The organism is Sporosarcina newyorkensis (assembly GCF_900167515.1).
Taxonomy (GTDB): Bacteria; Bacillota; Bacilli; order Bacillales_A; family Planococcaceae; genus Sporosarcina; species Sporosarcina newyorkensis.
Map to the genome: position 1 here is coordinate 112,801 of NZ_FUYJ01000007.1, position 21,864 is coordinate 134,664.

Sequence of the window (21,864 nt, forward strand, 5' to 3'; positions counted from 1 at the left end):
TTTCATTAGCAAGTTATCGGATGGGGTTATGCACAGTAACTAGTTTTGTACCATCCGGAAACGTTGCTTCCACTTGAATGTCGTCAATCATCTCGGGAATACCATCCATCACGTCTTCACGAGTTAATATCGTCGCTCCGTAAGCCATAAGATCTGCGACAGTTTTGCCATCTCTAGCGCCTTCCATCACCTCGTATGTAATAAGCGCCATTGCTTCTGGATGATTCAATTTAAGACCTCGTTCTTTACGTCTTCTAGCGACATCGGCAGCCACAACAATCATTAACTTGTCGATTTCACGCGGTAGTAATTGCATCGTTCAACCTCCTGAAATATATGATAGTTTGTAATAGAACTCTTCTCCCTAAATACACTTTAGCAAAAAGCATGAAATATTCCGAATAGTCCGCAAGGCGTTAATAGGCCATACTACTTCTATCGATAAACTTGAACTGTTCCCTTTAAAAGCTCAATTCAGTCAATCTAAAGCAATTAAGTACAGAAAAATTCATTATAACGACAGTATCCCCTTAAGCAAGTTAGCGTAAACGTTGCCACGCTTTAACTTTTAGCTTTAAAAAGACTAATGAGCAGCCATAGAACAGCCGGCCTAGCCGTGAATACAAGTTCGAACTATAAATGTGTTGTAACAAAGTGTTTTATTTAATGGTTTGATCGCAAGTTGATTCGGTTGTGATTCATACATCCGGGAAGGATCGGTGAATCTCTTAGGTATTCGAAACAACTGGAATGGGGGGGATTGTGTCCATTTTCCTCGTCTTAAAAACATGGGAAAGCGGCTTGGAGTTACTGCTACTAATTTATTGTACAGCTTTGCGGCGAAGAATCAAGTGTTCCTGCTTATAAAGAGGGTTGTTTAATCGTTGGTGTGATGCCATATTGTACTCCCAGGATCAACAACAACTGTGTGGAAGAATGTATTTGAAATCAATTGGAAAATAACTCACAAAAATTCAGTCATTGATCTAGCAGATGGAAGTAAAATATAGAAAGATTGTTCCTAAAGAAGACCTATGACGTTTTGTAGGATGACAAATGGGCAAAAAAGTAGTCTACGATGCTGATGTCAACATCATTCTTACCATACACTTCTGCCACAACGACGTGTGAGGGACATCATTCCTTAAGAAAAGTACTGCCAAATGACAAACCCCTCCCCGATCATTTCGGGAAGGGGCTGTAAACAGTCGCAAGAGACTAGATCCTTGAACCATTTAGAATACATTGAGACACTTCTATAAAGGTTAACTACTCTTTTGTATTACGCATCTTTTCAAATGGTTAATCTCTATCTCCAACTCCATCCAAATCAATGCTCTTGAGGGTACTTGTATCATTTTCATCGATTGAAGGAGCGAACTTTTCGCCCTCTTTGACTTTTTTCTGCAAATTCTTTTGCAATTCTTCATTGTACTCCAATGTGTACTTATAGGATGCACTATAATTAATGCCTAACAACTCTTTATCGTATCGAGACAAAGTCATCAATGCAACTTCTCCATTTTCACCCATTATGTCAAATGAGATGGTCGGATCATTATCGGAGTAACCTTGACCATTGTATTCAACAGACTTGACTGCGCCATGCACGACGTTAAACTGTTCTGCCAATTCTCGAGCCACCATAATGAACTCCTGTGGATTTTTATCTAGGGCTGCATCAAAGGCTATAGAAGTATCACTATTTACTATTCTGCTTGAATCTATACTAAATAATTCTCCTGTTACCGAGTCTACAGAGAAATGATAACTGTGATCATCCCCAACCCATATATCTGCATTCCATGTTGAACGGGGAAGCCCTTCTACTGCCTGTTGGTATCCCATTTCAATTACTTGTCCTTCCAAATTCACATCAAATACTTCCCAAAGAGCCTGTGCACCGATTTCTGCTGTTTCTTCCCTACTCATATCTTTGCCCGTCGGTGTCTGATTGCGGTAATATTCAAGATCAATAGTCTCAATCGTGTAATTCGCTTGTTCGTAACCTTCAGGGAAGCTATTTTGTACAATTTGTGATGCATCCTCCACAAGATTTGCATAGTTAGTTGGAATCGTATTCGTTTTTTTAAATTCAGTCGCCGTCGCTGCCTGTAAGATTCCCATCGATAGTAACGTGCTTGTTCCAATGACCATTGTCGTCATAAGAACGGTTTTTTTAACACCTTTTCTTTCTATACTTTTTGTCTTCATTTGCGTCTTCTCCTTCTATAGTTTTGTGATCACACAAACATTATAAAATGACCATATTATAGAACTATCATAGAGTTATGATGGAGTTGTAAAAATAACTTTCACTTCTGTTCCTTTACCCATATGACTAGTAAACCTCATCTCTGCATTGTGTAGCACAACTATCTGTTGGCAAATAGAAAGTCCCAATCCGGTGCCGCCATCTTTTCGGTTTCGGGACTTCTCCACACGATAAAAAGGTTCTGTAATGTGCTGGATTATTTCAGGAGTCATCCCTTTACCATCATCTCGAATACAGACAATATTCATTTCCGCTCGCCTGAACGTATGTACAACGATGTGTCCTTTCGTCCCACATGCTTTGATTGCATTATCCACAAGATTAATAAACAAACTTTTTAGTAAGAGAGGGTCACCCCAAAGGACATCGATTTCACTACGCAAGTCAATCCGAATTTCCTTCTCTATAATTTTACTACGCAAGGTCCGTTGTATGGACTGAAAGAGATTGGTTACATTTTGTGCTTCCAAAGAGACTTGATCATTTCTTAGGTTCGCCAGGTCAAGTAACTGATTGGCCAGTTCTTGCATACGCCGGCTTTCCGATATAATATGACTGATTGCAGAAAGCCTATCATCTTCTGTCAAAGCAGCTTTTTGCAAATACTCAGCATAGCCGTATATAGATGTTAAGGGTGTATGTAGTTCATGAGCGAAATTATCTACAAACTGTTGTTTCTTTGCGGCAACTGATATCAACTCTCCCATCTGACGCTGGATTTCTTCCGCCATATAGTTAAAGTTTTGCGACATTTCGTAAAGCTCGTCATCCCCGAATTCCGGAAGCCTAGTCTCATACGCGCCAGCCGCGATATTTCGCGAAGTCTGGGATATTTGCGTTAAAGGCTTAAATATTCGATTAAGCAGGACGAGAAGGCCTAATGCAAGGAAGATGGAGATAATCAATCCTACCACAAACATTGTATTTTTCATTTTCTTCCACGTCGCGATTGCATCTGTCGTATCATAAAGATAGATCGTCGCATAAGAATCATATGGTACGGGAAGCTTTCCTGAAACGAGGACATATGTACGTTCATCTAATTCTTCAAACGTCATTAGTCTGCTGCCATCCTCTGGCAACTTGGAAAAGTTACTCTCTAATTTGAACTTCTGTTGATTAGGAAAAAGCGGCTGGTCATTCTTATAAAGCACCAAATTAACCCTTTTATCACCTGAAAAATAATTATATGGCTGAAGTAAGGAATCTACAGACTCGTCTATATGGATTCCCCGACTTTCAATAGCATGGAAATCTTTCACCAATGCAGATGTGATAATATAGTGTTCTGCCAAGCTTCTTTCCTCGGCATGTTTCAACGTACCTTTGAACATAGTAAAAGAAACTATAAGTATTCCAAGATGAAAGCTGAATAGAAAAAGCAGAAAGGTAGTTAAAAAAGTCCGGTATTTCATAGATTGATCTCCAAGCGATAACCTACCTTGTAAACTGTCTTTATCACATGTTCCCACCCTAACTTTTTTCGCAGTTTTTGAATGTGAACATCGATCGTTCGGGTATCTCCTTCATAATCATATCCCCACACAAGTTCCAGAAGTCTATCTCTCGACAATGCAATATTACGATTATTGATTAGTACTTCTAATAATTCGAATTCCTTTGGAGTACATTCTACTGGGCGCTCCATGTAAAATACCTGATAACTGTTGAAATCAACCTTTACATCTCCCACTTCAAAGCAACTTTTCATTTTCTGAGTCCGCCTCAATACAGCTTCAACACGTGCCAATAGCTCCAACATTTCAAAAGGCTTAGTCAAATAATCATCTGCTCCCATAGATAATCCTTTTACGCGATCTGATAAACTATTACGTGCCGTTAAGAAGATGGTTGGGACTTCTTTTACTTTTTCAAATACTTCAAACCCATCTAACTCTGGAAGCATAATATCTAAAATAATTAGGTCATACTTATGAGAGTCTATTTCAGAAATAGCCGCTCTCCCATCAAAGACAGAAACACATAGATGTCCTACAAGTTGCAAATTTTTTGTTATTAATTCATTAATCGACACTTCGTCCTCAACAATTAAAATAACTGCCACAATATTTTTATCACTCCTTTACCTACTAATACTACTACTGAATTGTTATGAAGTTGTAAAATCTCTGCGTGAAACAGTTTTCTATACAAAAACCTCTCCCCGAAAATTTCAGGAAGAGGCTGTAGAAATCCACTATTAACTTTTCGAGAAAAAAATTCACTTTAAATCTAAAGAAGTATCAAACCCTATAATCAATTTTCCTTCTATTAAAACTTCACTCGTTGAAGCCTTAACGCGTTCAAAACGACAGACACTGAACTAAATGCCATAGCTGCTCCGGCTACCCAAGGGGCTAACAATCCGAGTGCAGCAACCGGAATACCGATTGTGTTATAGAAAAAAGCAAAGAATAGATTCTGTTTAATGTTGCGCATTGTTTTCCGGCTCATAATGATAGCGTCTGCAACGCTATTTAAGTCGCCGCGCATGAGGGTGATATCAGCTGCTTCGATTGCAATATCTGTTCCAGTACCAATCGCCATTCCGATATCCGCAAGCGCAAGTGCAGGAGCATCATTGATACCGTCTCCGACCATTGCCACTTTCTTTCCTTGCATCTGTAATTTCTTAATCTCATCGCTTTTCTGCTCTGGAAGGACTTCTGCGATGATATGGCTCAACCCGACTTGTCGTCCGATTGCTTCTGCAGTATGTTGGTTGTCACCCGTTAGCATAATGACATCCAACCCAAGTTCAAGCATTCTTTCAATTGCCTGTTTAGATGTTTTTTTCACAGTATCCGCAACTGCCACGACACCCGCAAGTTTCCCATCAATCGCGATGAGCATCGCTGTCTTTCCTTCTTTCTCCATGTTCTCCATTGTGGATTCCACATCTTGAAGAGCCACATCCCGGCTGTGCATTAACTTTCGTGTCCCGGCAAGCACTTGCTTTCCGGAGACTTTCGCTTCAATTCCATACCCTGGGAGTGTATTGAACCCTTCTGGTTCGATCAATTCGATTCCTTTTTCTTTGATTCCCATTACGATCGCTTGCGCCAATGGGTGTTCGGATTGATTCTCAGCTGATGCAACCAATTGAAGGACTTCCTCTTCTGCAAAGTCTTTCAACACGATGACATCTGTCAACGCTGGCTCGCCTTTCGTCACTGTACCTGTTTTATCCAATACAACTGTGTCGATGAAACGTGTGTTTTCAAGATGTTCTCCGCCTTTGAAAAGCATACCCATTTCAGCTGCTCTACCCGATCCAGCCATAATGGAGGTTGGTGTGGCCAACCCTAACGCACATGGACATGCAATGACCAATATGGAAATGGTCGGAATTAGTGAAGATCTGAAATCGCCAGGCGTTACGACAAAATACCAAATGAAGAATGTCAAAATCGCAATTCCAACGACTATAGGAACGAAGATGCCTGATATTTTATCCGCCAACCGTTGAATTTCCGCCTTTGAGCCTTGTGCTTCTTCAACGACTTTGACGATTTGAGATAATGCACTGTCTTTCCCAACTTTCGTCGCTTTGACCTGTAATGACCCGTTTTTATTGATCGTTGCACCAATGACCGAGTTTCCTGGCACTTTATCGACAGGGATACTTTCACCGGTGATCATTGATTCATCAATTGCCGATTGTCCAGAAATGATTTCTCCGTCGACAGGAATCTTTTCCCCCGGTTTGACGAGGATGATATCGCCAGCTACTACTTCTTCAATCGGCAGTTCTTTTTCAACGCCGTCTATTAAGACACGTGCTGTTTTTGCTTGCAATCCTAGTAGTTTTTGAATGGCTTGGCTCGTTTTTCCTTTTGCCCTCACTTCGAATAACTTACCTAGGACGATTAGCGTAATAATGACGGCAGATGCTTCAAAATATAGTTCTGGTTCTCCGACACTGCCCCCATTCATCCATTCAAAAGACAAATATAAACTGTAGAAATAAGCTGCACTAGTACCTAATGCCACTAAAACATCCATATTGGCGCTTCTATTTCTTAAGGAAGTAAATGCCCCTTTATAGAATTGAGCACCGACGATAAATTGGACAGGCGTTGCCAAGATCAATTGCACCCAAGGATTCATTAAAAAAGTAGGCAAGTATAGAAAAGATAAAAACTCAAAGTGCGCTACCATTGTCCATAACAGCGGGAGTGTCAGGATTGCCGAAAATATGAATTTCCGGTATTGCTTTTTTATCTCCTGCTCCTTATGATCCAACTTTTCCTTGCCGTTAGATTTTGGAATCAATTCATAGCCCATTTTTTTCACAATTGCCATCATCTCGTTCGGACTTGTTTGACCACCATCATAATCTACAGTCAGTGTTTCAATCGCGAAATTGACAGTCGCCTTAGAAACACCATCCATTTTATTAATCCGTTTTTCTATTTTCGTCGCACAAGCAGCACATGTCATGCCCGAAATATCGAATTCAACTTTGTCTTGAATGATACCATAACCTAATTTTTCGATCCTTGACGTAAAATCATCAATATTTGTTTTTTCCGGATCGTAAACGATTGTCGAACTTTCCAAAGCAAAGTTGACATTCGCCTTTTCGACACCTTCTATTTTGGATAACCCTTTTTCAATCCGGTTTGCGCAAGCTGCACATGTCATCCCATTGATCTTTAAGGTTTTTTCCGTTGTTGCCATTTGTATCCCTCCGATACTTCGTGGGGGTATATAGTTTTGAAAAAAGAAGGATTATACGGTTGTCGTATAATCACTTCTACAGCCGCTTGTACCCCCACATGGTCTAAGCGGAAGACGTTTTATGCCTATTGTTTAAGCAACTTCATAGCCTTGGTCTTCAATCGTATCTTTGATTTGATTTAAATTCGCTTCGTTATCATACTCAACTGTCACTTCTTTATTCGCAAGGTCCACTTTTACTGATGAAACACCGTTCAGTTCACCTACACTTGACTCAATTGAATTCACGCAATGTCCACAAGACATACCTTCTACTTTTAATACTTCTTTCATAATGAAAAACCTCCTGTTTTGTTGTTAATATCAGTACTCCATACTCTGTTCCAGTCTACAATGCTAAATGATTACTTAGTCATCGTTTTCATGACACTCATAAGCTCCTGAATAGCCGCTTCACCATCTTGCCCTTTAATGGCATTGACAACACAATGATGCGTATGGTCTTCCAGTAAAGCTAAGGATACTTTGTTCATTGCCGATTGAATCGCGCTTATCTGATGGAGAATATCCACACAATAACGATCATTTTCAATCATTTGATGAACACCTCTTACCTGCCCTTCAATACGCTTTAAACGATTTAATAACTGCTGTTTATTCGGCTGTACAGTCTTCTTTGTTGTTTCTGACATACCATCACTCCTCAGAGTTTACTATATACCCCATACCCCTATATTAACACGCGTTTCATGAGAGAGCAATGATATTGTTTTGTTCAATTACATCAATCACTATACTGCTAACAGTTTTTTAATCTCTTCTTCATTCCGTTCGAAACCGATCAGCACTTTCGGTTTGCTTCCAAATCCTATAAAAGACTTTTTCTTGAAAACGAAAGCCGGTACTACCCTCGAGCCACTTAACTTAATAAGTTCTTTCTCCCTTTCCGGTTCTATCGATAAATCATAGTCGATATATGGAATATTGTTTTTCAAAAGAAACGCTTTCGCTTCTTGGCAATCCGAACATGTCGGTCTTGTATAAAGTTTTAATGTCTTACCCTCCATAGATCGTTACCTCCTATTATGAGAATCCCTGTCAAGATCATTCATTTTATCTCTATGACATACGCATATACATAAACTTCGCCGTCAAATTGAAACTCTGCCCAAAGTTTGTATTTCCCTGCCTCTGTTAAAACTGTTTTGAATTGAGTTTTGTCATCAGATACTGGATGCACATGGATAAAATGTTCTGCATTTTCATCTAAAATGACAACATGGCCTAATGCGCCTAAATACGGTTCAGGTGTTGCTCCTCTTAAGTCGAATAACAATGAAATATCCTGCCCGGCTTCAATATTATTAGCTTTTAATTCCACTGAATATCCATCTACCATTTTGACAAAGTCTGTGTCAACCTTGAGTTCATTGCCATGGTTTGGATGATACACGTGCCCGACATGGAGCGTGATTGGCGAAACTGTATAAGATAAGTTTTTTGGAGCGATATCAACAAATACCTTGTAGTCGTTGTCCCTCAATTCTCTTTGCAACATATATACACCGTCTGCTTGCTTCTCGGGGTGCCCATGAATATATTCTTTCAAATCTGCGCTCACAACGATCAAATGCATTTCCTTTTCATGGGAAACACCTAATTCAGGTGCCTTTCCATGTTTGTCTTTCAATTCAATTGTAATGATAGCGTCTCTGTAAGTGACATTTGCTGTCACTTCACTTTCTCCTTGAGCTTTGTATTGGTAGTGGTGATGTTCTGCATGTTGGTCCATCTCGTAGTCCTCCTTGTAAGTTAGTTTCCTGCATCACTCCTTAATATACATACAGTATAGGGGTATACAGTTTATAAAAATATATTACACGATATTCCTTTTTTCAATCACACAAAACTTGGGTGTCAGTTATGAAAAGGAATATTAGTGTATAGCCACATATTAGTATACCGGTGTAGGGTATGTAAAGTATTTTGTTTCATTCCCAAAAAAATAGTGACCAGCGCATTACTTCTGGTCACTGATCACATTAATGATGTTGGTGATGGTGGTCTGCTGATACTTCTGGTTTTACCTTACATAAAATTGAATCATCATGCTGATGGGCAGACGTTTCCCACTGAATCGTTACATGATGAATATTTTGGTGTAAAAGATCGTGCTCGATACTACGCAGAAGTTGCTCACTTTCCGCAATGGACATCTGATCATCTACAACTGCGTGACAGGAAAGTGCATTCAGTCCGCTTGTAATGGACCAAACATGCAAATCGTGAGCACTTTGGACGCCTTCCGCACTTTGAATTGTACGGATGACATTATCTATATCTACATTTTGAGGGACGCCTTCCATTAATACATGTAATCCAGACTTTGATACATAGTATCCGCTACGCAAAACGAGTATAGCGACAATGACACTAGCTAACGGATCTGCCCAGCCCCAGCCGAAAAACATCATAAGCAAAGCCGCAGCGATCGCCCCAATAGAGCCTAGCATGTCACTAATAACATGAAGGTAAGCGCCTTTCATGTTCAAATTTCCTTCAACATCGCTGCCGCGCATCATAATCCATGCAACTAAGATATTTATCGCCAAACCGATGCTGCTAACGATTAACATACCTGTCGTCGCAACATCAGGCGGGTTTGCAAAGCGTTTCACCGCTTCAATAAAAATGAACAATGCGATGACAATCAAAGTTGCCCCATTTAATACAGCGGCCAAAATTTCAAATCGCTTATAGCCATACGTTTTGCTTTTATTTGCGACCTTTTCTCCTAACTTAAATGCAATCAGTGCAATCGCTAGTGAAATTGAGTCGCTCAACATATGACCAGCATCTGCCAACAAGGCAAGACTATTCGTCAAAAATCCGCCGATCACTTCCACTATCATATATAAAGTAATGATTAGGAAGGAAATCAATAATACTTTCTTATTTGCACCATGCGTATGGTCGTGTCCATGTTCATGCCCCATTCGATTACCCCCTTCGTGTAATTAATTATGCGTTGCGTGCTCTATCGCCTGTTTCAATAAATTCATAACATGATAATCATCTTCCGAATAGTAAAGTGTTGTTCCTTCCCTCCTGAACTTCACCAGACGTAAATTTTTCAAAAAACGCAATTGATGAGAGACGGATGACTGGCTTAAATTCAGTGTTTCCGCAATATCATTCACTGAATGCTCTTCCTTGCATAATAAATTTAAAATCCGGATTCTTGTTGGATCACTCAATGCCTTAAATGTTTGGGACACGACGAAAAGTGTTTCCTCATCCAAAAGCTGTGTGTCTTCTCTCAAAAACTGTTCTCCATTTTCTTCTTTGTTCAATTTAAATTCCCCCTAACTTTCAATAATTAATTGCTTATATGAGCATATATTCATATATTATGTATAATTTAGTATAGTGTCAATGGAAATACATATTACCCCCTATTTTTATATACCCCCAAAAATAAATTTTTACACTTCAATAAGTTTTAAAGCAGGGTTTAATTGAATAATAATTATTGTATTTTTATACCCAACCGCTGTATTGTATTAATTCATTGTTGGTTATTTAAAAGAAAGATGTGTACAAGCAACATGCATATAGAAGAAAGTGAAATTAGCAGTTGACGGCGGGATATTGCTTGGAGCTAACAATAGAGGAAGGTACCAGGTCTACAAACAATTAGGGGGAACCTGATACCTTTTAGTGTTCATATTTCTACCAGCAGTAAAATCATTAATTTTCAAATGCTTCGGGATAAAATGATTTCGCAAGCATTTCAATTGTAGTGGGGATTCGCACGCCCTCGAAAGTATAATCAAGTGGCATGACCGCAACTCGATCATTTTTAATCGCGTCAATACCCGTTAAGGCAGGGTTGCTAAACAGAACATCTTTCTTTTGCTCGGCCGTCATTTCTCCATAATCCATGATGACGATCACTTTTGGATTCCGTTCAACAACGTCTTCCCAATTAACGGTTGTCCAGTTTTTCGGAATATCACCAAATATATTTTCTCCTCCTGCCAGTCGTATCATTTCGGTCAAAATTGTTTGAGTTGCTGTAAAAGGTATGTCTGTTCCACTGTCATAGATAAAAACACTAACTGGTTCTTCGACTGTTCCAATCTGCTCATCAATCTGTTTACCTACATCTCGAATAGAATGTTGAAGAGACTCGATCAATTCGTCTGCTCTGTCCTCTACCTTAAAAATAAGACCGATATTACGGATATCCTGATAAACATCGTCAAGCGTCGGACCTATGATGTTGGACGACTCGTGAGTATATGTCTTAATACCAAGTTCGTTCAGTTTTTTCACTGAGCCTAGACGCTCTTCTTGGAATAGTGTATCCCAGCCAGCATAGACGAAGTCAGGATCCACTTCCAATAGCACTTCCTTAGAGGGTTGCATCCCACGCGAAACAACAGGAATCCTTGAAAATGCTTCCTCGAATTCGGGTAATACATGATCTGGATTTGCACCAACCGTTCCTGCAATATGTTCTTCCAGTCCCAGTCTCAACATGAGTTCCAGTGTGTGTAAGTCTTGCGTAACCACACGACGAGGCATCTCTTCGTATTGGATCGGCCCATTTTTCGTTTTAACGGAAACGGGTTCATAAACCCCTTCGTTCTTCGATTTGTCTCCATCCGCTTTCGAAGCGGAGGTCTCCATCGTACTGTCGGATTCACCACAAGCTGTCAAGATTGCCATTACCATGATTAAAAACAGCAGCATGTATTTTTTACTCATTGGACGAACTCCTATTCATATTGGTTTTTGTATTACGGCATCCCATGCTTATACCTTGATTGCCTAGTTTTAAGAATCCATAAAACCTCTACTCTCTAACTAAAAAAGCCCAGATATAAAAATCGATTATATCTAGACTTTCCAGTTCTGCTACATCATCTTTAAAAGCTCATTCAAAGCGTTCTGGATAAAAACCTTTCGCCAATGTCTCTAGTCCACTTGGAATTCGAACCGACTGTTCTACATCGGCGTGCTCGATAGTGACATACCGCTTATTTTTGACTGCTGTAACGTCCTGAAGCGATGGATTATTAGAGATCGCATCCATTAACTGCTCAGGTGTCGTTCCGCAACAATAAGCTAACACAATCACCTCGGGATCACGCTCAATTACCTCTTCCCAACTAACTTCTGGCATCCATCCTGTTGACTCACTGAAAATATTTTCTCCGCCTGCTAAACCGACGACATGGGATCGTATCATATCTCCTCCAGTAGTGATAGCAGACCCGCTATCGCCGCCGCCCATATAGAAAACTCTCACAGGCTCTTCGTCACTTATTTTTTCTTGTATCCCCATTACAGTCTCTTTTATTGACTGGATTAATTCATCTCCACGACTTTCAACGCCAAAAATACGGGATACTTCACTAATCTCCTTGTATACCATATTTTCCAAAGTTGCCGGTTTTCCAGCCGCCTCAGGTATATAGGACTTCACCCCACGTTTTTCAAGTTCAGCAGTCGTACCGATTACACTGTCAACAAAAAAGTCGTCTGATCCCATGACAAAATCAGGTTCCTTACTTAGTAACACTTCTTTTGAAGGATACATTTCAGATAAAAGCGGAACTTTCTTCACTTTCTCTTCCAATCCGGGTGCTGCTTTATCCCGTGGAAACGAGTAGCCTACAAGATACTCATCTAATCCGAGTGCCAGCATTAATTCAGCATTATCTTGCATCAACCCAACCGTTCGTTTTGGCGGTTCCGTAAACGTTACCTCCCGACCGAAATTATCTAGCGTTACAGGCTCGTAAGTTTCAGCGCTGTCTGCCTCATTTGTCTGATCATCAGAAGAACCATATTCTATTTTATTGTCCGATTGACCGCATGCAGATAGGATGGCTATCACCATCAGTACACTTAACAGTTTCGAATACTTTTTCATCATATGTACACCTCTTCATGTCTTTTAATAGCAGGAGCCGCGTCAGAAAGAAAGGTAATATGTGTCTTTCCGGTTATCGGATGCTGGATGATATGAGTATTTACCCGGAATATTTCTTGTAGTATTGTCTCCGTTAAAACTTCTTCTGGCTGACCTGCAACAGCCAGCTGTCCTTGATTCAACACATATATATGATCGCAATAGACCGAAGCGATATTTAGATCATGAAGAGCCGCTATGACCGTGATATTTAATTTCTTAACCAAGTCCATTAGCTGAAGTTGATGATGAATGTCCAAATGGTTCGTAGGTTCATCCAGTACCAAATATTTCGCTTGCTGGGCGAGAGCTCTCGCTACCATAACTCTTTGTTTTTCCCCGCCGGATAGCGTAGAAATCAGACGATCTCCATAGCTTTCCAGTCCTACTTTTTCAAGCGCCTCTTCTGCAATACGCATGTCTTCAACTGTGTCCGTTTCCATCATCTTCTTATGCGGAGCTCGTCCCATCAGCACGATTTCCATTACTGAAAACTCAAATGTATGCTGCGATTCCTGACTGACTACCGCCATTTTTTGAGCCGTTTTTTTTGCTGATATTTCGTACAGATTTTCACTATCCAATGTAATTTTTCCGCAATCCGGCTTGTTGATCCGGTAAATGCTTTTTAACAGCGTGGATTTTCCGCTTCCGTTCGGACCAATCAGTCCAACAAATTGCCCAGGCTTCACCCGCAAATGAATGTCGGAGATAATCTTCTTTTCCTGTATGCTGGCTGATATGCCTTCAACTGTTATACCCATCGTCAACGACCTCCGAATGAATAGGAACTTCTTCGTAATAACCAAATGAAAAATGGTCCACCGCACAATGCTGTCACCACTCCTATTGGCAGTTCTTCAGGAGCCACTACGAGCCTGGCTACAATATCTGCCCAGATCATAAAGACAGCACCGAATAACGCACTAATCGGCAGCACTCTTTTATGATCTGAACCTACGAGTAGGCGGATCATATGCGGGATCATCAATCCAACAAAGCCGATAGCTCCACTCACTGCAACAAGAACCCCAGTTAGAAGAGAAGTGACGACGATTAATAACTTTCGGAATGCGTCGACGTTAATGCCTAACGTTGCGGCTGTATCTTCTCCCATCAATATGAGGTTTAAAGTACGAGATTGGTACAGCAAAAATGCGAAAACCAACACTACGGCTGTTGCCGGTATAGGTAGAACTGTCCAATTTGCTCCCGCTAAGCTTCCCATCATCCAATACATTGCACTTCGAATACCTTCTTCTTCAGGCGCAGAAAGAACAATGACATTTGTGACAGCGCCTAGGATCATAGATATTGCAATCCCTGCAAGCAACAGGCGTATTGTCGAAATCTGACCACCTACCCGTGCGAATGTATAAACAAAAACAACGGATAAAAATGCTCCTAGAAAAGCAGCAATCGATAGGGCGTATTGACCAAAAAATTGCAACGCTCCAAACAAAATGACGAGTGTCGCACCAACGGAAGCTCCGGATGATACCCCAAGGATGTACGGATCTGCTAAGGAGTTTCTGACAAGCGCCTGAATTCCTACTCCTGCGATAGCCAAACCAGCACCTACTATTCCTCCCAATAAAGCACGAGGAAATCGCAATTCCCATATGATGTTTTGTTGGGCAGTCGACCAGTATGCTGTAACTCCATCCCCTATATAAGGTATATTGGACAACACGATTTTCCAAACCGTTACCATATCAATTGTCACAGGGCCAAGCATAACAGACAGCGTCAATGACAAGAAAAGACCGAGAGGCAAGATGAACAACAAAATTTTAAAACGTCTTTGATGCTTGTTTTTTTCTTTTTCACTACTATCTATTTTTCTTACCGGTGGTGATTCTATTAATTCACCGTCCCCTTTTGTAGCAGCGAGATTCTTCACTCCCATTACCCCTTCCTACTAACAGGTGTATTGAAAAATTTCCGGTTAACTACTTAATGTTGATGCTCGTGCACATATCCATGCTCTTCCACGTATATACGGAAATTCTCTAAATCCTGCATTCCTGTCGAAGTACCGTCCAAAGCTTGATTCATCCGTTCCAGCAATACTGTCTGTAACTTCGGATGGTAGCCAAAATACTTGGCAATCTCAATTTCCGTTTGTGGATAATACTGCCTAAACTGTTCCGCGTTTCCTTTCATTCGTTCCATTAAGATCCCCGTGAATAAAAAGTACGGCAGCATAATTACTTTTTTTGCACCTAATTCTATACAACGCTCCATTCCTTCCTGTACTGTGGGCGTTGTAACCCCCATAAAAGCATTTTCAATGATTGGTACATTTACTTTCTTTTGTAACAATCCACTAATTTTATAAAAATCCTCTTTCGCATCCAAATCACTGCTACCTCGCCCAATAAAGAGGATAGCTGTATCCTCGTGCTTCTGACTAATATCAAAACCAACTTCAGTAAGTCGTGTCGTTAAGATTTCAATAACCTCATCATGAATACCGATCGTTTGACCATACGTGAACCGAATATCCGGAAACTGCTCTCTTGCATGTTCAATTTCAGCTGGAATATGCAATTTAGAGTGACCTGCATGCAATAATATGATCGGGATCACATGGACTTCACCTGCACCCTTTTCAATACACAGTTGAATTCCATCTTCGATATTCGGCGACGCAAATTCTAAAAAACATGTTTCTACAAGTAAGGATAAATCGATACGCTCTTTCATTTGTTCAACAAATTGGCGGACCTCTTCATTTCCTGCCTCCAACCTACTGCCATGCCCGACAAACAATACAGCTTTTTTCACCGTTCCTCTAGCTTTTCTGTATTTATTTATCCCTTTAAAACGAGATTCACCACGTTTTCGTTCGCCGTGCTCCATTGAATAAATGATCGACTCTTCCTTCACAGTTTCATGAACAATTGCCCGTGCCGTTTCTTCTTTTTGCACGGAATACCATGTTCCTTTTGGATAATCGATGACAACACATTTATCCTTGCAGCGTCCATTACAGCGGGTGCGCGATGTGTGGATATGTTCATCTAAACGATTGGTTCGGATCTCATCACGGATTTGTTGCGTGACCTCTTCAGCCCCGGCGCCCATACATGTATCGCCATTGCAAATGAGTACATGACGTTGCATCTGCGTTAAATTCCATGTTGTCATAAAATATGACCTCCCACTCTCTTAAGATTTTAATAAGCGTCTGGATAGAAACCTTTTGCCAAAATTTCAACTGCTTCTGCTACACGAACACCTTCGGAAGCTGCTGATAATGGCAACGTAACAAATTTCTCATTTTGTACGGCAGGTGTTTGACTTAGTGCTGGATCTGATTTAAGGAAATTAATTTTCTGTTCTACTGTAGTTGAACCATAATCAATTACAACGATCACTTCCGGCTGACGTTCTACCGCATCTTCCTTTGAAACCGTAGCCCAGTTTCCTTCAACATCACCAAAGACGTTATTTCCACCAGCCATTGCTACAAGTGTATTCATGAAGTTCTGCGTTGCTGTAGTCAAATCTGTTTCTCCGCTGTCAAATACCAAAACTTCCAAAGGATCTTTCACTTCTGGCAATTTAGCTGTAATCTCTTCAATGTCTTGATTCATTTGAGTAATTAGTTCTTCACCGCGATCTTCTATACGGAAAACCTTTGCGATATTACGAATGTCTGTATAGATATCTTCCAATGTTGGTGCCACTTTAGTAGAGGACATCTGTAAATAGCTATCAATACCTAACTCTTTTAATTCTTCACGCGTAGCAATACCTTTTTCATTGAATGCACTTGACCAACCACCATATAGAAAGTCTGCTTCTGCTTCGATCACTTGCTCTTTTGATGGATATTGTTCAGCTAATACCGGTACTTTCTCATATGCTTCCTGTAACGGTTCGTAAATTTTATCATCTAAGTAAGCGGTACCGACCATGGATTCTTCCAGACCAAGCGCTAGCATAATTTCTGTTACATGTTGGTTTAATGAAATCGCACTTTTTGGAGCTTCATCGTATTCGATGACAAAATCATCATTGTCGACTACAACCTTATCCGTCTGCTCTGTTTCTCCACTTTTTGCATCGTCTTTCTTTCCTTCTTTTCCTGTATCACTGCTTGAGCATGCTACCAATAAAAGCAACGCTGTTAAAAACATTAGTACACCGATTAATTTCTTTTTCATTTGTCTTCACTTCTCCCAACGTTTTCTGCGTAAAAAAATAAATGCAATTTTTGTGTAAACGGGTTCTTTGAAATACCAGCTTGTACATGGAATACTTGTTTTATGGTTTCTTCTGTCAGTACCTGTTCGGGAGTTCCCTTCCTATGGAGGTTCCCTTCATCCATTAAAAGCAATTCATCACAATAGCTAGCCGCTAAATTCAAGTCATGCAATGCTGCTATAATTGTAATGGGTAGCTCTTTCACCAAATCCATTAATTGAAGTTGGTGTTCAATATCAAGATGATTGGTGGGCTCATCTAGAATTAAGATGTTTGCCTGTTGCGCGAGTGCACGCGCGAGCATTACCCGTTTCTTCTCACCGCCGGATAACTGACCGAGCGTTCGGTCTTTTAAGTACAGCACGTCGGCAAGCTTCATGCTTTCTTCAACAATAGCAAAATCTTCTTTGCTGTCCTGTGCAAGCCATTGTTTATACGGCGTTCGCCCCATCATGACTAAATCCTTTACGGTAAAATCAAAGAGTACAGGGGTTTCTTGGCTCACAACCGCCATTTCTTGAGCGATCTTTTTTCGAGTCATCTGCTCCATGTCATTTTCATATAACGTCACCTGTCCGCTTGATTGTTTCAAATAGCGGTAGATAATTTTTAACATCGTCGATTTCCCGCTGCCATTCGGACCAATAATCCCAATAAATTTGCCTTGATCCATTGAAAATGAAATGTCATGCAAAATCTGTTTTTCCGGCACAGAGAATGAAATATTTTTCACTTGCAACATCTTTATTCACCATCCCCAAAAGAGTATCGACGGCGTCTAAGCATCCAAATAAAGAAGGGTCCTCCACAAACAGCAGTAATGATTCCAATCGGCATTTCTTCAGGTGCTATCGCCATCCGTGCAACCATATCCGCCCAGACTAAGAAGACGGCACCCATTAATGCACTGATCGGCAGGACGAATTTATAATTTGAACCTACTATCATTCGCACAAGATGAGGAATAATCAATCCGACAAAACCAATACTTCCACTGCTGGCAACTACAACACCTGTTAGCAACGAGACAACCAGGATAATAAAAATTCGAAAACGGTCTAAGTTGATACCAAGTGTCGTAGCTAGTTCTTCACCAAGAAGCAACGCATTCAGTTGGCGATAATTCAATAAAAGCAACAGGAAAACCAAAAGGAACGTAAAAAACGGTATTCCGATCGTTGACCATTTTGCGCCTGCTAAACTGCCAAGCATCCAATGCATAACAGCTTGAATACCGCCTTGTTGTTTTGATGTCATAAGCATGAAGTTTGTAATAGCGGAAAACACCATCGATATCGCAATCCCTGCTAAAAGCAGGCGTATAACAGACGTTCGGCCGTTGACACGAGCCAATAAAAATACGATCACAACAGCGAGGATAGCCCCTAAAAAGGCAGCAAAAGATAACGCATAAGTCCCTAAAAAACTAAATGCGCCAAGTAAAATAACCATTGTTGCACCAACTGATGCTCCAGAAGATACCCCCAAAATATAAGGATCTGCAATAGGGTTCCTAACTAATGCTTGAATCGCCGCACCACTGATTGCCAGGGCCGCGCCAACAATTGCAGCAAGTATAATTCGAGGTAAGCGGATTTCCCAAATGATAATGTTCTGTGCTTTTGAAGCCGTAGCTTCCACTGGTAAACCAATTTTTGAAAAAAGCACTTCCCAAATAATGCTTGGTGTTATACCAACGGAGCCCACCATCACTGCAAAAGTCATGGAAACAAGCAATCCCGCCAGCAACGCTCCAATTAATAATGTAAATCGTAACCTAGTCATGTGAATTTGAAGGTTCCCAACTAATTATTGCTGCATAGAACGGATGACGGTACACATATTGACCTTCCTCTAGTGTAATAAAAGGTTCAAGTGAGGCTTTCACATGTATCAATTCAAATTGAGGCGATAAGATTTTTTTACTTTGCGCCTCATATAGTTGTTCTAACGTATCGTAACGATAGGTGCGTTCCAGCTTAGTCATTTCACAATCAGCATAAATGCCTAATTGATACAGGATGTTAAGAATGGCAATGTAATCACGACGCGGATATTTAATTTCATAGCCATACTGCTCATCTAAAATGACATAATGCGGCTGAATTGGACCTGTCGTTAAGCCGATGATGGCGCGTTTTTGTGCAAGTGCGTCCATCTTTTTCAATGCTGCTTTCATTTCATACATACGGTAAAAGCAGTTCACTCCAACAACGACATCATGCGGTTCAATTTGCGCTTCTTCCCATTTACTATAAACAAACTGAACAGATGCATCGCTTTCGTAGTATTGTTTTAAATATGCAAGTACGCTTTCAGAACCATCGACAAGCGTTAAACTTTTAACGTCTTCATCTAGTTGGAATGTGTAGTTGCCCCAACCCGGTCCAATTTCTATGCAACTGGCGTCTTGTGGAATATGCGGCTTCATTTTTTCATAGATTTTCTTCGCGTAGTCATCTGTTTGCTTATATGTTTTTTTCTTCATGGACTGTGCCCAAAAAGCTTCTTCCAGTTCGTCATCCACCATACGCTCTGGCATCTTGCCATGCCAATCCAGCATGCCTTCTTTCCAGAACTTTTCGAAATCGATTTGTAAAGGAGACTTCCCCAACTCAAGCTTCGTTCCCGACTCATTCTTCATTGAACCTTCTCCTCAATGCTTCTGTAATCCTGTTGTTACGTTGATTCATCTAGTAATTCATAAACTTTTTCCATATTCAAATGCTTGCGCACATGATGATCCAACATTTCATACGCTTGCTCCCGTCGCTCATAATCAGAAAGTATTTCACCAGAGACTTCTTCTAAGCCTTTTTCCACCCGTATTTGATTGAAATAGTTACGTGTGAACATGCGATTTTGAAAAACTCCGTGTAAATACGTGCCCATCACTTGGTCTGTATAGACGCCATCTTGCCTTCCATTGTCCAGGCAAATGAAGCTTTGTATCGGTCGAGTTGGTGTACTGCGCCCCAAATGAAGCTCAAAGCCTGTCATCTCCTGACCCGCATAGTTCGTACCCTTGACAACTGTTGTTTGTTTTTCATCAACTAACACAGTTTCAATTGGTAACAAGCCTAGCGTGACATACGTCTTGGTCTCATCCTTAATTGCTTGGTTGTCTAAAACCGTTTCGCCAAGCATTTGATAACCTCCGCAAATACCGATAATCTTTTTTCCTTTTCGGGAAAGCTGTATAATCGCTTGCGCCAAACCCGTTTCTTGCAACCATACATAATCACTAACTGTATTCTTCGTCCCAGGTAATATGATGACATCAGGATTTTTTAAATCTTTTAAAGTAGAAACAAAACGCACACCTACATCGGGCTCTTCAAATAATGGATCAAGGTCCGTAAAATTGGAGATTAGAGGAAGTCTAATGACCGCCACATCAATTTCAAACTCTTGATGTTGAGGTTTTTTTAAACGTAAACTTGAAAGAGCCATCGAGTCTTCCGCTTCTATTTGCACATCGAAATATGGAATGACACCAAGTACTTGAATCCCTGTATACTCCTCAAGCCAATCGATGCCGTTTTCGAGTAACTCTTTCATGCCGCGGAACTTATTAATAATGATCCCTTTAACACGTGCACGTTCTTCGTCATCCAATAACATTAAAGTACCGACAAGTGATGCAAATACTCCACCACGTTCTATGTCTGCTACTAAAATAACGGCTGCATCCGTTTCATGTGCCATGCGCATATTGGCGATGTCCCGGCTCTTTAAATTAATTTCGGCCGGGCTTCCAGCGCCTTCCAGTACAAGTACATCATATTCCGCCTCTAAGCGTCGCAACGACTTTCGTACCTCAGGCATCACTTGTTCAACAAACTTTTCGCGATACGACACCGCATCCATGTCGGCAAATGGTTTACCATGTAAAATTACTTCCGACACCATATTGCCTGTCGGTTTCAGTAAAATAGGATTCATGTCAGTCGTGGCATCAATCTTTGCAGCCTCTGCTTGGACACCCTGTGCCCGACCGATTTCTCCGCCGTCTTTCGTGATGTAGGAATTGAGTGCCATATTTTGTGATTTAAATGGTGCGATCCGATATCCGTCGTTCACTAGGATACGGCAGAGAGCAGTACATAAAACACTTTTTCCTACATCTGAAGCAGTCCCTTGAATCATGATGGCTTTCATTAAAATTCAAGACCTTTCATCGCTTGGACATCTTGCTCCGTATAATAATGCTTAGTTGCATCGATTGTTGATACTAAATCGGCTAATGCGAGGAGGGATGGATGTGCAGAGCGACCTGTAATGACTAAGTGCATAGTTTTCGGTCGGTTCTCTATTGCTTCTAGCACTTCAGCTAGAGGTAATACATCGTTCACTGGAAAACGTGTGATGGCTAATGCATTATTCAACTCATCCAGCACCAATACATCTGTCGTTTCGTCTTGGAGCTCTTTTTTTACGGTTTGCCAAGCTTTTGCAAGTGCTTCGCGATGCTCTTCCGGTGTTTTTGTCCATGTGAATCCGATGCCTAATTGCACGGTTTCAACACCAAGTTTCCGCAAAGCAATTTGTTCACCATATGTACGTTCGGGTGATTTAATAAATTGAAAATACTTCACCTTCATACCGCGACCAATTGCACGCAAAGTGACTCCAAGTGAAGCAGTAGTTTTTCCTTTGCCCTCACCTGTATATACTAACAACATTCCTTGTCGTGCCATTTTCAATT

The 21,864-nt window shown here is 40.7% G+C and carries 22 protein-coding genes; all 22 read right to left on the minus strand.

Annotated elements, in window-relative coordinates:
- Window positions 1-13: 13 nt before the first annotated feature.
- Window positions 14-316, minus strand: a complete 303-nt coding sequence (locus B5D59_RS13550; RefSeq protein WP_009498990.1) for an urease subunit gamma — start codon at window positions 314-316, stop codon at window positions 14-16.
- Window positions 317-1,302: 986 nt separating this feature from the next.
- On the minus strand, window positions 1,303-2,214 hold the full coding sequence (locus B5D59_RS13555) for a hypothetical protein (protein WP_078818320.1): 912 nt from the start codon (window positions 2,212-2,214) through the stop codon (window positions 1,303-1,305).
- Window positions 2,215-2,289: 75 nt separating this feature from the next.
- Window positions 2,290-3,690: a sensor histidine kinase gene (locus tag B5D59_RS13560; RefSeq protein ID WP_078818321.1), complete on the minus strand. Its 1,401-nt coding sequence runs from the start codon at window positions 3,688-3,690 to the stop codon at window positions 2,290-2,292.
- Window positions 3,687-4,340: a response regulator transcription factor gene (locus tag B5D59_RS13565; protein WP_078818322.1), complete on the minus strand. Its 654-nt coding sequence runs from the start codon at window positions 4,338-4,340 to the stop codon at window positions 3,687-3,689. Before B5D59_RS13565 ends, B5D59_RS13560 begins: the two co-directional genes overlap by 4 nt.
- A gap of 206 nt (window positions 4,341-4,546) precedes the next feature.
- Entirely contained in the window at window positions 4,547-6,958 is a 2,412-nt protein-coding gene (locus B5D59_RS13570) for a heavy metal translocating P-type ATPase (protein ID WP_078818323.1), read from the minus strand.
- 132 nt (window positions 6,959-7,090) lie between these two features.
- Window positions 7,091-7,291 (minus strand): copper chaperone CopZ, encoded by a 201-nt coding sequence (gene copZ, locus B5D59_RS13575; protein WP_078818324.1) that lies wholly within the window; start codon window positions 7,289-7,291, stop codon window positions 7,091-7,093.
- A 71-nt stretch (window positions 7,292-7,362) separates the two neighbouring features.
- Window positions 7,363-7,650: a metal-sensitive transcriptional regulator gene (locus tag B5D59_RS13580; protein ID WP_041072599.1), complete on the minus strand. Its 288-nt coding sequence runs from the start codon at window positions 7,648-7,650 to the stop codon at window positions 7,363-7,365.
- 99 nt (window positions 7,651-7,749) lie between these two features.
- On the minus strand, window positions 7,750-8,025 hold the full coding sequence (locus B5D59_RS13585) for a glutaredoxin family protein (protein ID WP_009498995.1): 276 nt from the start codon (window positions 8,023-8,025) through the stop codon (window positions 7,750-7,752).
- Between the two features lie 41 nt (window positions 8,026-8,066).
- Window positions 8,067-8,750 (minus strand): hypothetical protein, encoded by a 684-nt coding sequence (locus tag B5D59_RS13590; RefSeq protein WP_078818325.1) that lies wholly within the window; start codon window positions 8,748-8,750, stop codon window positions 8,067-8,069.
- A gap of 250 nt (window positions 8,751-9,000) precedes the next feature.
- Complete coding sequence (locus B5D59_RS13595; RefSeq protein WP_078818326.1) at window positions 9,001-9,954, minus strand: cation diffusion facilitator family transporter; 954 nt, start codon at window positions 9,952-9,954, stop codon at window positions 9,001-9,003.
- A gap of 21 nt (window positions 9,955-9,975) precedes the next feature.
- Window positions 9,976-10,311 carry an ArsR/SmtB family transcription factor gene (locus B5D59_RS13600; RefSeq protein ID WP_078818327.1) on the minus strand — a complete coding sequence of 112 codons (336 nt, stop codon included), beginning with the start codon at window positions 10,309-10,311 and terminating at the stop codon, window positions 9,976-9,978.
- 397 nt (window positions 10,312-10,708) lie between these two features.
- A complete protein-coding gene (locus B5D59_RS13605) occupies window positions 10,709-11,731 on the minus strand; it encodes an ABC transporter substrate-binding protein (RefSeq protein WP_078818328.1) in 1,023 nt (340 codons plus the stop codon).
- A 169-nt stretch (window positions 11,732-11,900) separates the two neighbouring features.
- Complete coding sequence (locus tag B5D59_RS13610) at window positions 11,901-12,905, minus strand: ABC transporter substrate-binding protein (RefSeq protein ID WP_078818329.1); 1,005 nt, start codon at window positions 12,903-12,905, stop codon at window positions 11,901-11,903.
- Window positions 12,902-13,705 (minus strand): ABC transporter ATP-binding protein, encoded by an 804-nt coding sequence (locus tag B5D59_RS13615; protein WP_078818330.1) that lies wholly within the window; start codon window positions 13,703-13,705, stop codon window positions 12,902-12,904. Before B5D59_RS13615 ends, B5D59_RS13610 begins: the two co-directional genes overlap by 4 nt.
- Before the next feature lie 2 nt (window positions 13,706-13,707).
- Window positions 13,708-14,850, minus strand: coding sequence for a FecCD family ABC transporter permease (locus tag B5D59_RS13620; protein ID WP_078818331.1), 1,143 nt, complete (start codon window positions 14,848-14,850; stop codon window positions 13,708-13,710).
- Window positions 14,851-14,897: 47 nt separating this feature from the next.
- The gene (locus B5D59_RS13625; RefSeq protein WP_078818332.1) at window positions 14,898-16,094 is read right to left on the minus strand and encodes a CbiX/SirB N-terminal domain-containing protein; all 1,197 of its coding nucleotides are present in this window, start codon (window positions 16,092-16,094) and stop codon (window positions 14,898-14,900) included.
- A 29-nt stretch (window positions 16,095-16,123) separates the two neighbouring features.
- Window positions 16,124-17,116, minus strand: a complete 993-nt coding sequence (locus B5D59_RS13630; RefSeq protein ID WP_078818333.1) for an ABC transporter substrate-binding protein — start codon at window positions 17,114-17,116, stop codon at window positions 16,124-16,126.
- The gene (locus tag B5D59_RS13635) at window positions 17,113-17,898 is read right to left on the minus strand and encodes an ABC transporter ATP-binding protein (RefSeq protein WP_078818334.1); all 786 of its coding nucleotides are present in this window, start codon (window positions 17,896-17,898) and stop codon (window positions 17,113-17,115) included. Before B5D59_RS13635 ends, B5D59_RS13630 begins: the two co-directional genes overlap by 4 nt.
- A gap of 2 nt (window positions 17,899-17,900) precedes the next feature.
- Window positions 17,901-18,941 carry a FecCD family ABC transporter permease gene (locus B5D59_RS13640; protein ID WP_078818335.1) on the minus strand — a complete coding sequence of 347 codons (1,041 nt, stop codon included), beginning with the start codon at window positions 18,939-18,941 and terminating at the stop codon, window positions 17,901-17,903.
- Window positions 18,934-19,800 carry a methyltransferase domain-containing protein gene (locus B5D59_RS13645; protein ID WP_078818336.1) on the minus strand — a complete coding sequence of 289 codons (867 nt, stop codon included), beginning with the start codon at window positions 19,798-19,800 and terminating at the stop codon, window positions 18,934-18,936. The genes B5D59_RS13640 and B5D59_RS13645 overlap by 8 nt, the downstream gene beginning before the upstream one ends.
- Before the next feature lie 35 nt (window positions 19,801-19,835).
- Window positions 19,836-21,317, minus strand: coding sequence for a cobyric acid synthase (locus tag B5D59_RS13650; RefSeq protein ID WP_078818337.1), 1,482 nt, complete (start codon window positions 21,315-21,317; stop codon window positions 19,836-19,838).
- Window positions 21,317-21,856: a cob(I)yrinic acid a,c-diamide adenosyltransferase gene (locus B5D59_RS13655; RefSeq protein ID WP_078818338.1), complete on the minus strand. Its 540-nt coding sequence runs from the start codon at window positions 21,854-21,856 to the stop codon at window positions 21,317-21,319. Before B5D59_RS13655 ends, B5D59_RS13650 begins: the two co-directional genes overlap by 1 nt.
- Window positions 21,857-21,864: the final 8 nt, after the last annotated feature.

Excerpts from the sequence above, each read along its gene's own strand:
- B5D59_RS13590 (WP_078818325.1), bottom strand. The coding sequence starts at position 8,750 with ATGGACCAACATGCAGAACATCACCACTACCAATACAAAGCTCAAGGA.
- B5D59_RS13610 (WP_078818329.1), bottom strand. The coding sequence starts at position 12,905 with ATGATGAAAAAGTATTCGAAACTGTTAAGTGTACTGATGGTGATAGCC.
- B5D59_RS13560 (WP_078818321.1), bottom strand. The coding sequence starts at position 3,690 with ATGAAATACCGGACTTTTTTAACTACCTTTCTGCTTTTTCTATTCAGC.
- B5D59_RS13550 (WP_009498990.1), bottom strand. The coding sequence starts at position 316 with ATGCAATTACTACCGCGTGAAATCGACAAGTTAATGATTGTTGTGGCT.
- B5D59_RS13620 (WP_078818331.1), bottom strand. The coding sequence starts at position 14,850 with ATGGGAGTGAAGAATCTCGCTGCTACAAAAGGGGACGGTGAATTAATA.
- B5D59_RS13615 (WP_078818330.1), bottom strand. The coding sequence starts at position 13,705 with ATGGGTATAACAGTTGAAGGCATATCAGCCAGCATACAGGAAAAGAAG.
- B5D59_RS13585 (WP_009498995.1), bottom strand. The coding sequence starts at position 8,025 with ATGGAGGGTAAGACATTAAAACTTTATACAAGACCGACATGTTCGGAT.
- B5D59_RS13635 (WP_078818334.1), bottom strand. The coding sequence starts at position 17,898 with ATGTTGCAAGTGAAAAATATTTCATTCTCTGTGCCGGAAAAACAGATT.
- B5D59_RS13595 (WP_078818326.1), bottom strand. The coding sequence starts at position 9,954 with ATGGGGCATGAACATGGACACGACCATACGCATGGTGCAAATAAGAAA.
- B5D59_RS13625 (WP_078818332.1), bottom strand. The coding sequence starts at position 16,094 with ATGACAACATGGAATTTAACGCAGATGCAACGTCATGTACTCATTTGC.
- B5D59_RS13650 (WP_078818337.1), bottom strand. The coding sequence starts at position 21,317 with ATGAAAGCCATCATGATTCAAGGGACTGCTTCAGATGTAGGAAAAAGT.
- copZ (WP_078818324.1), bottom strand. The coding sequence starts at position 7,291 with ATGAAAGAAGTATTAAAAGTAGAAGGTATGTCTTGTGGACATTGCGTG.
- B5D59_RS13555 (WP_078818320.1), bottom strand. The coding sequence starts at position 2,214 with ATGAAGACAAAAAGTATAGAAAGAAAAGGTGTTAAAAAAACCGTTCTT.
- B5D59_RS13580 (WP_041072599.1), bottom strand. The coding sequence starts at position 7,650 with ATGTCAGAAACAACAAAGAAGACTGTACAGCCGAATAAACAGCAGTTA.
- B5D59_RS13655 (WP_078818338.1), bottom strand. The coding sequence starts at position 21,856 with ATGGCACGACAAGGAATGTTGTTAGTATATACAGGTGAGGGCAAAGGA.
- B5D59_RS13605 (WP_078818328.1), bottom strand. The coding sequence starts at position 11,731 with ATGAGTAAAAAATACATGCTGCTGTTTTTAATCATGGTAATGGCAATC.
- B5D59_RS13640 (WP_078818335.1), bottom strand. The coding sequence starts at position 18,941 with ATGACTAGGTTACGATTTACATTATTAATTGGAGCGTTGCTGGCGGGA.
- B5D59_RS13630 (WP_078818333.1), bottom strand. The coding sequence starts at position 17,116 with ATGAAAAAGAAATTAATCGGTGTACTAATGTTTTTAACAGCGTTGCTT.
- B5D59_RS13570 (WP_078818323.1), bottom strand. The coding sequence starts at position 6,958 with ATGGCAACAACGGAAAAAACCTTAAAGATCAATGGGATGACATGTGCA.
- B5D59_RS13645 (WP_078818336.1), bottom strand. The coding sequence starts at position 19,800 with ATGAAGAATGAGTCGGGAACGAAGCTTGAGTTGGGGAAGTCTCCTTTA.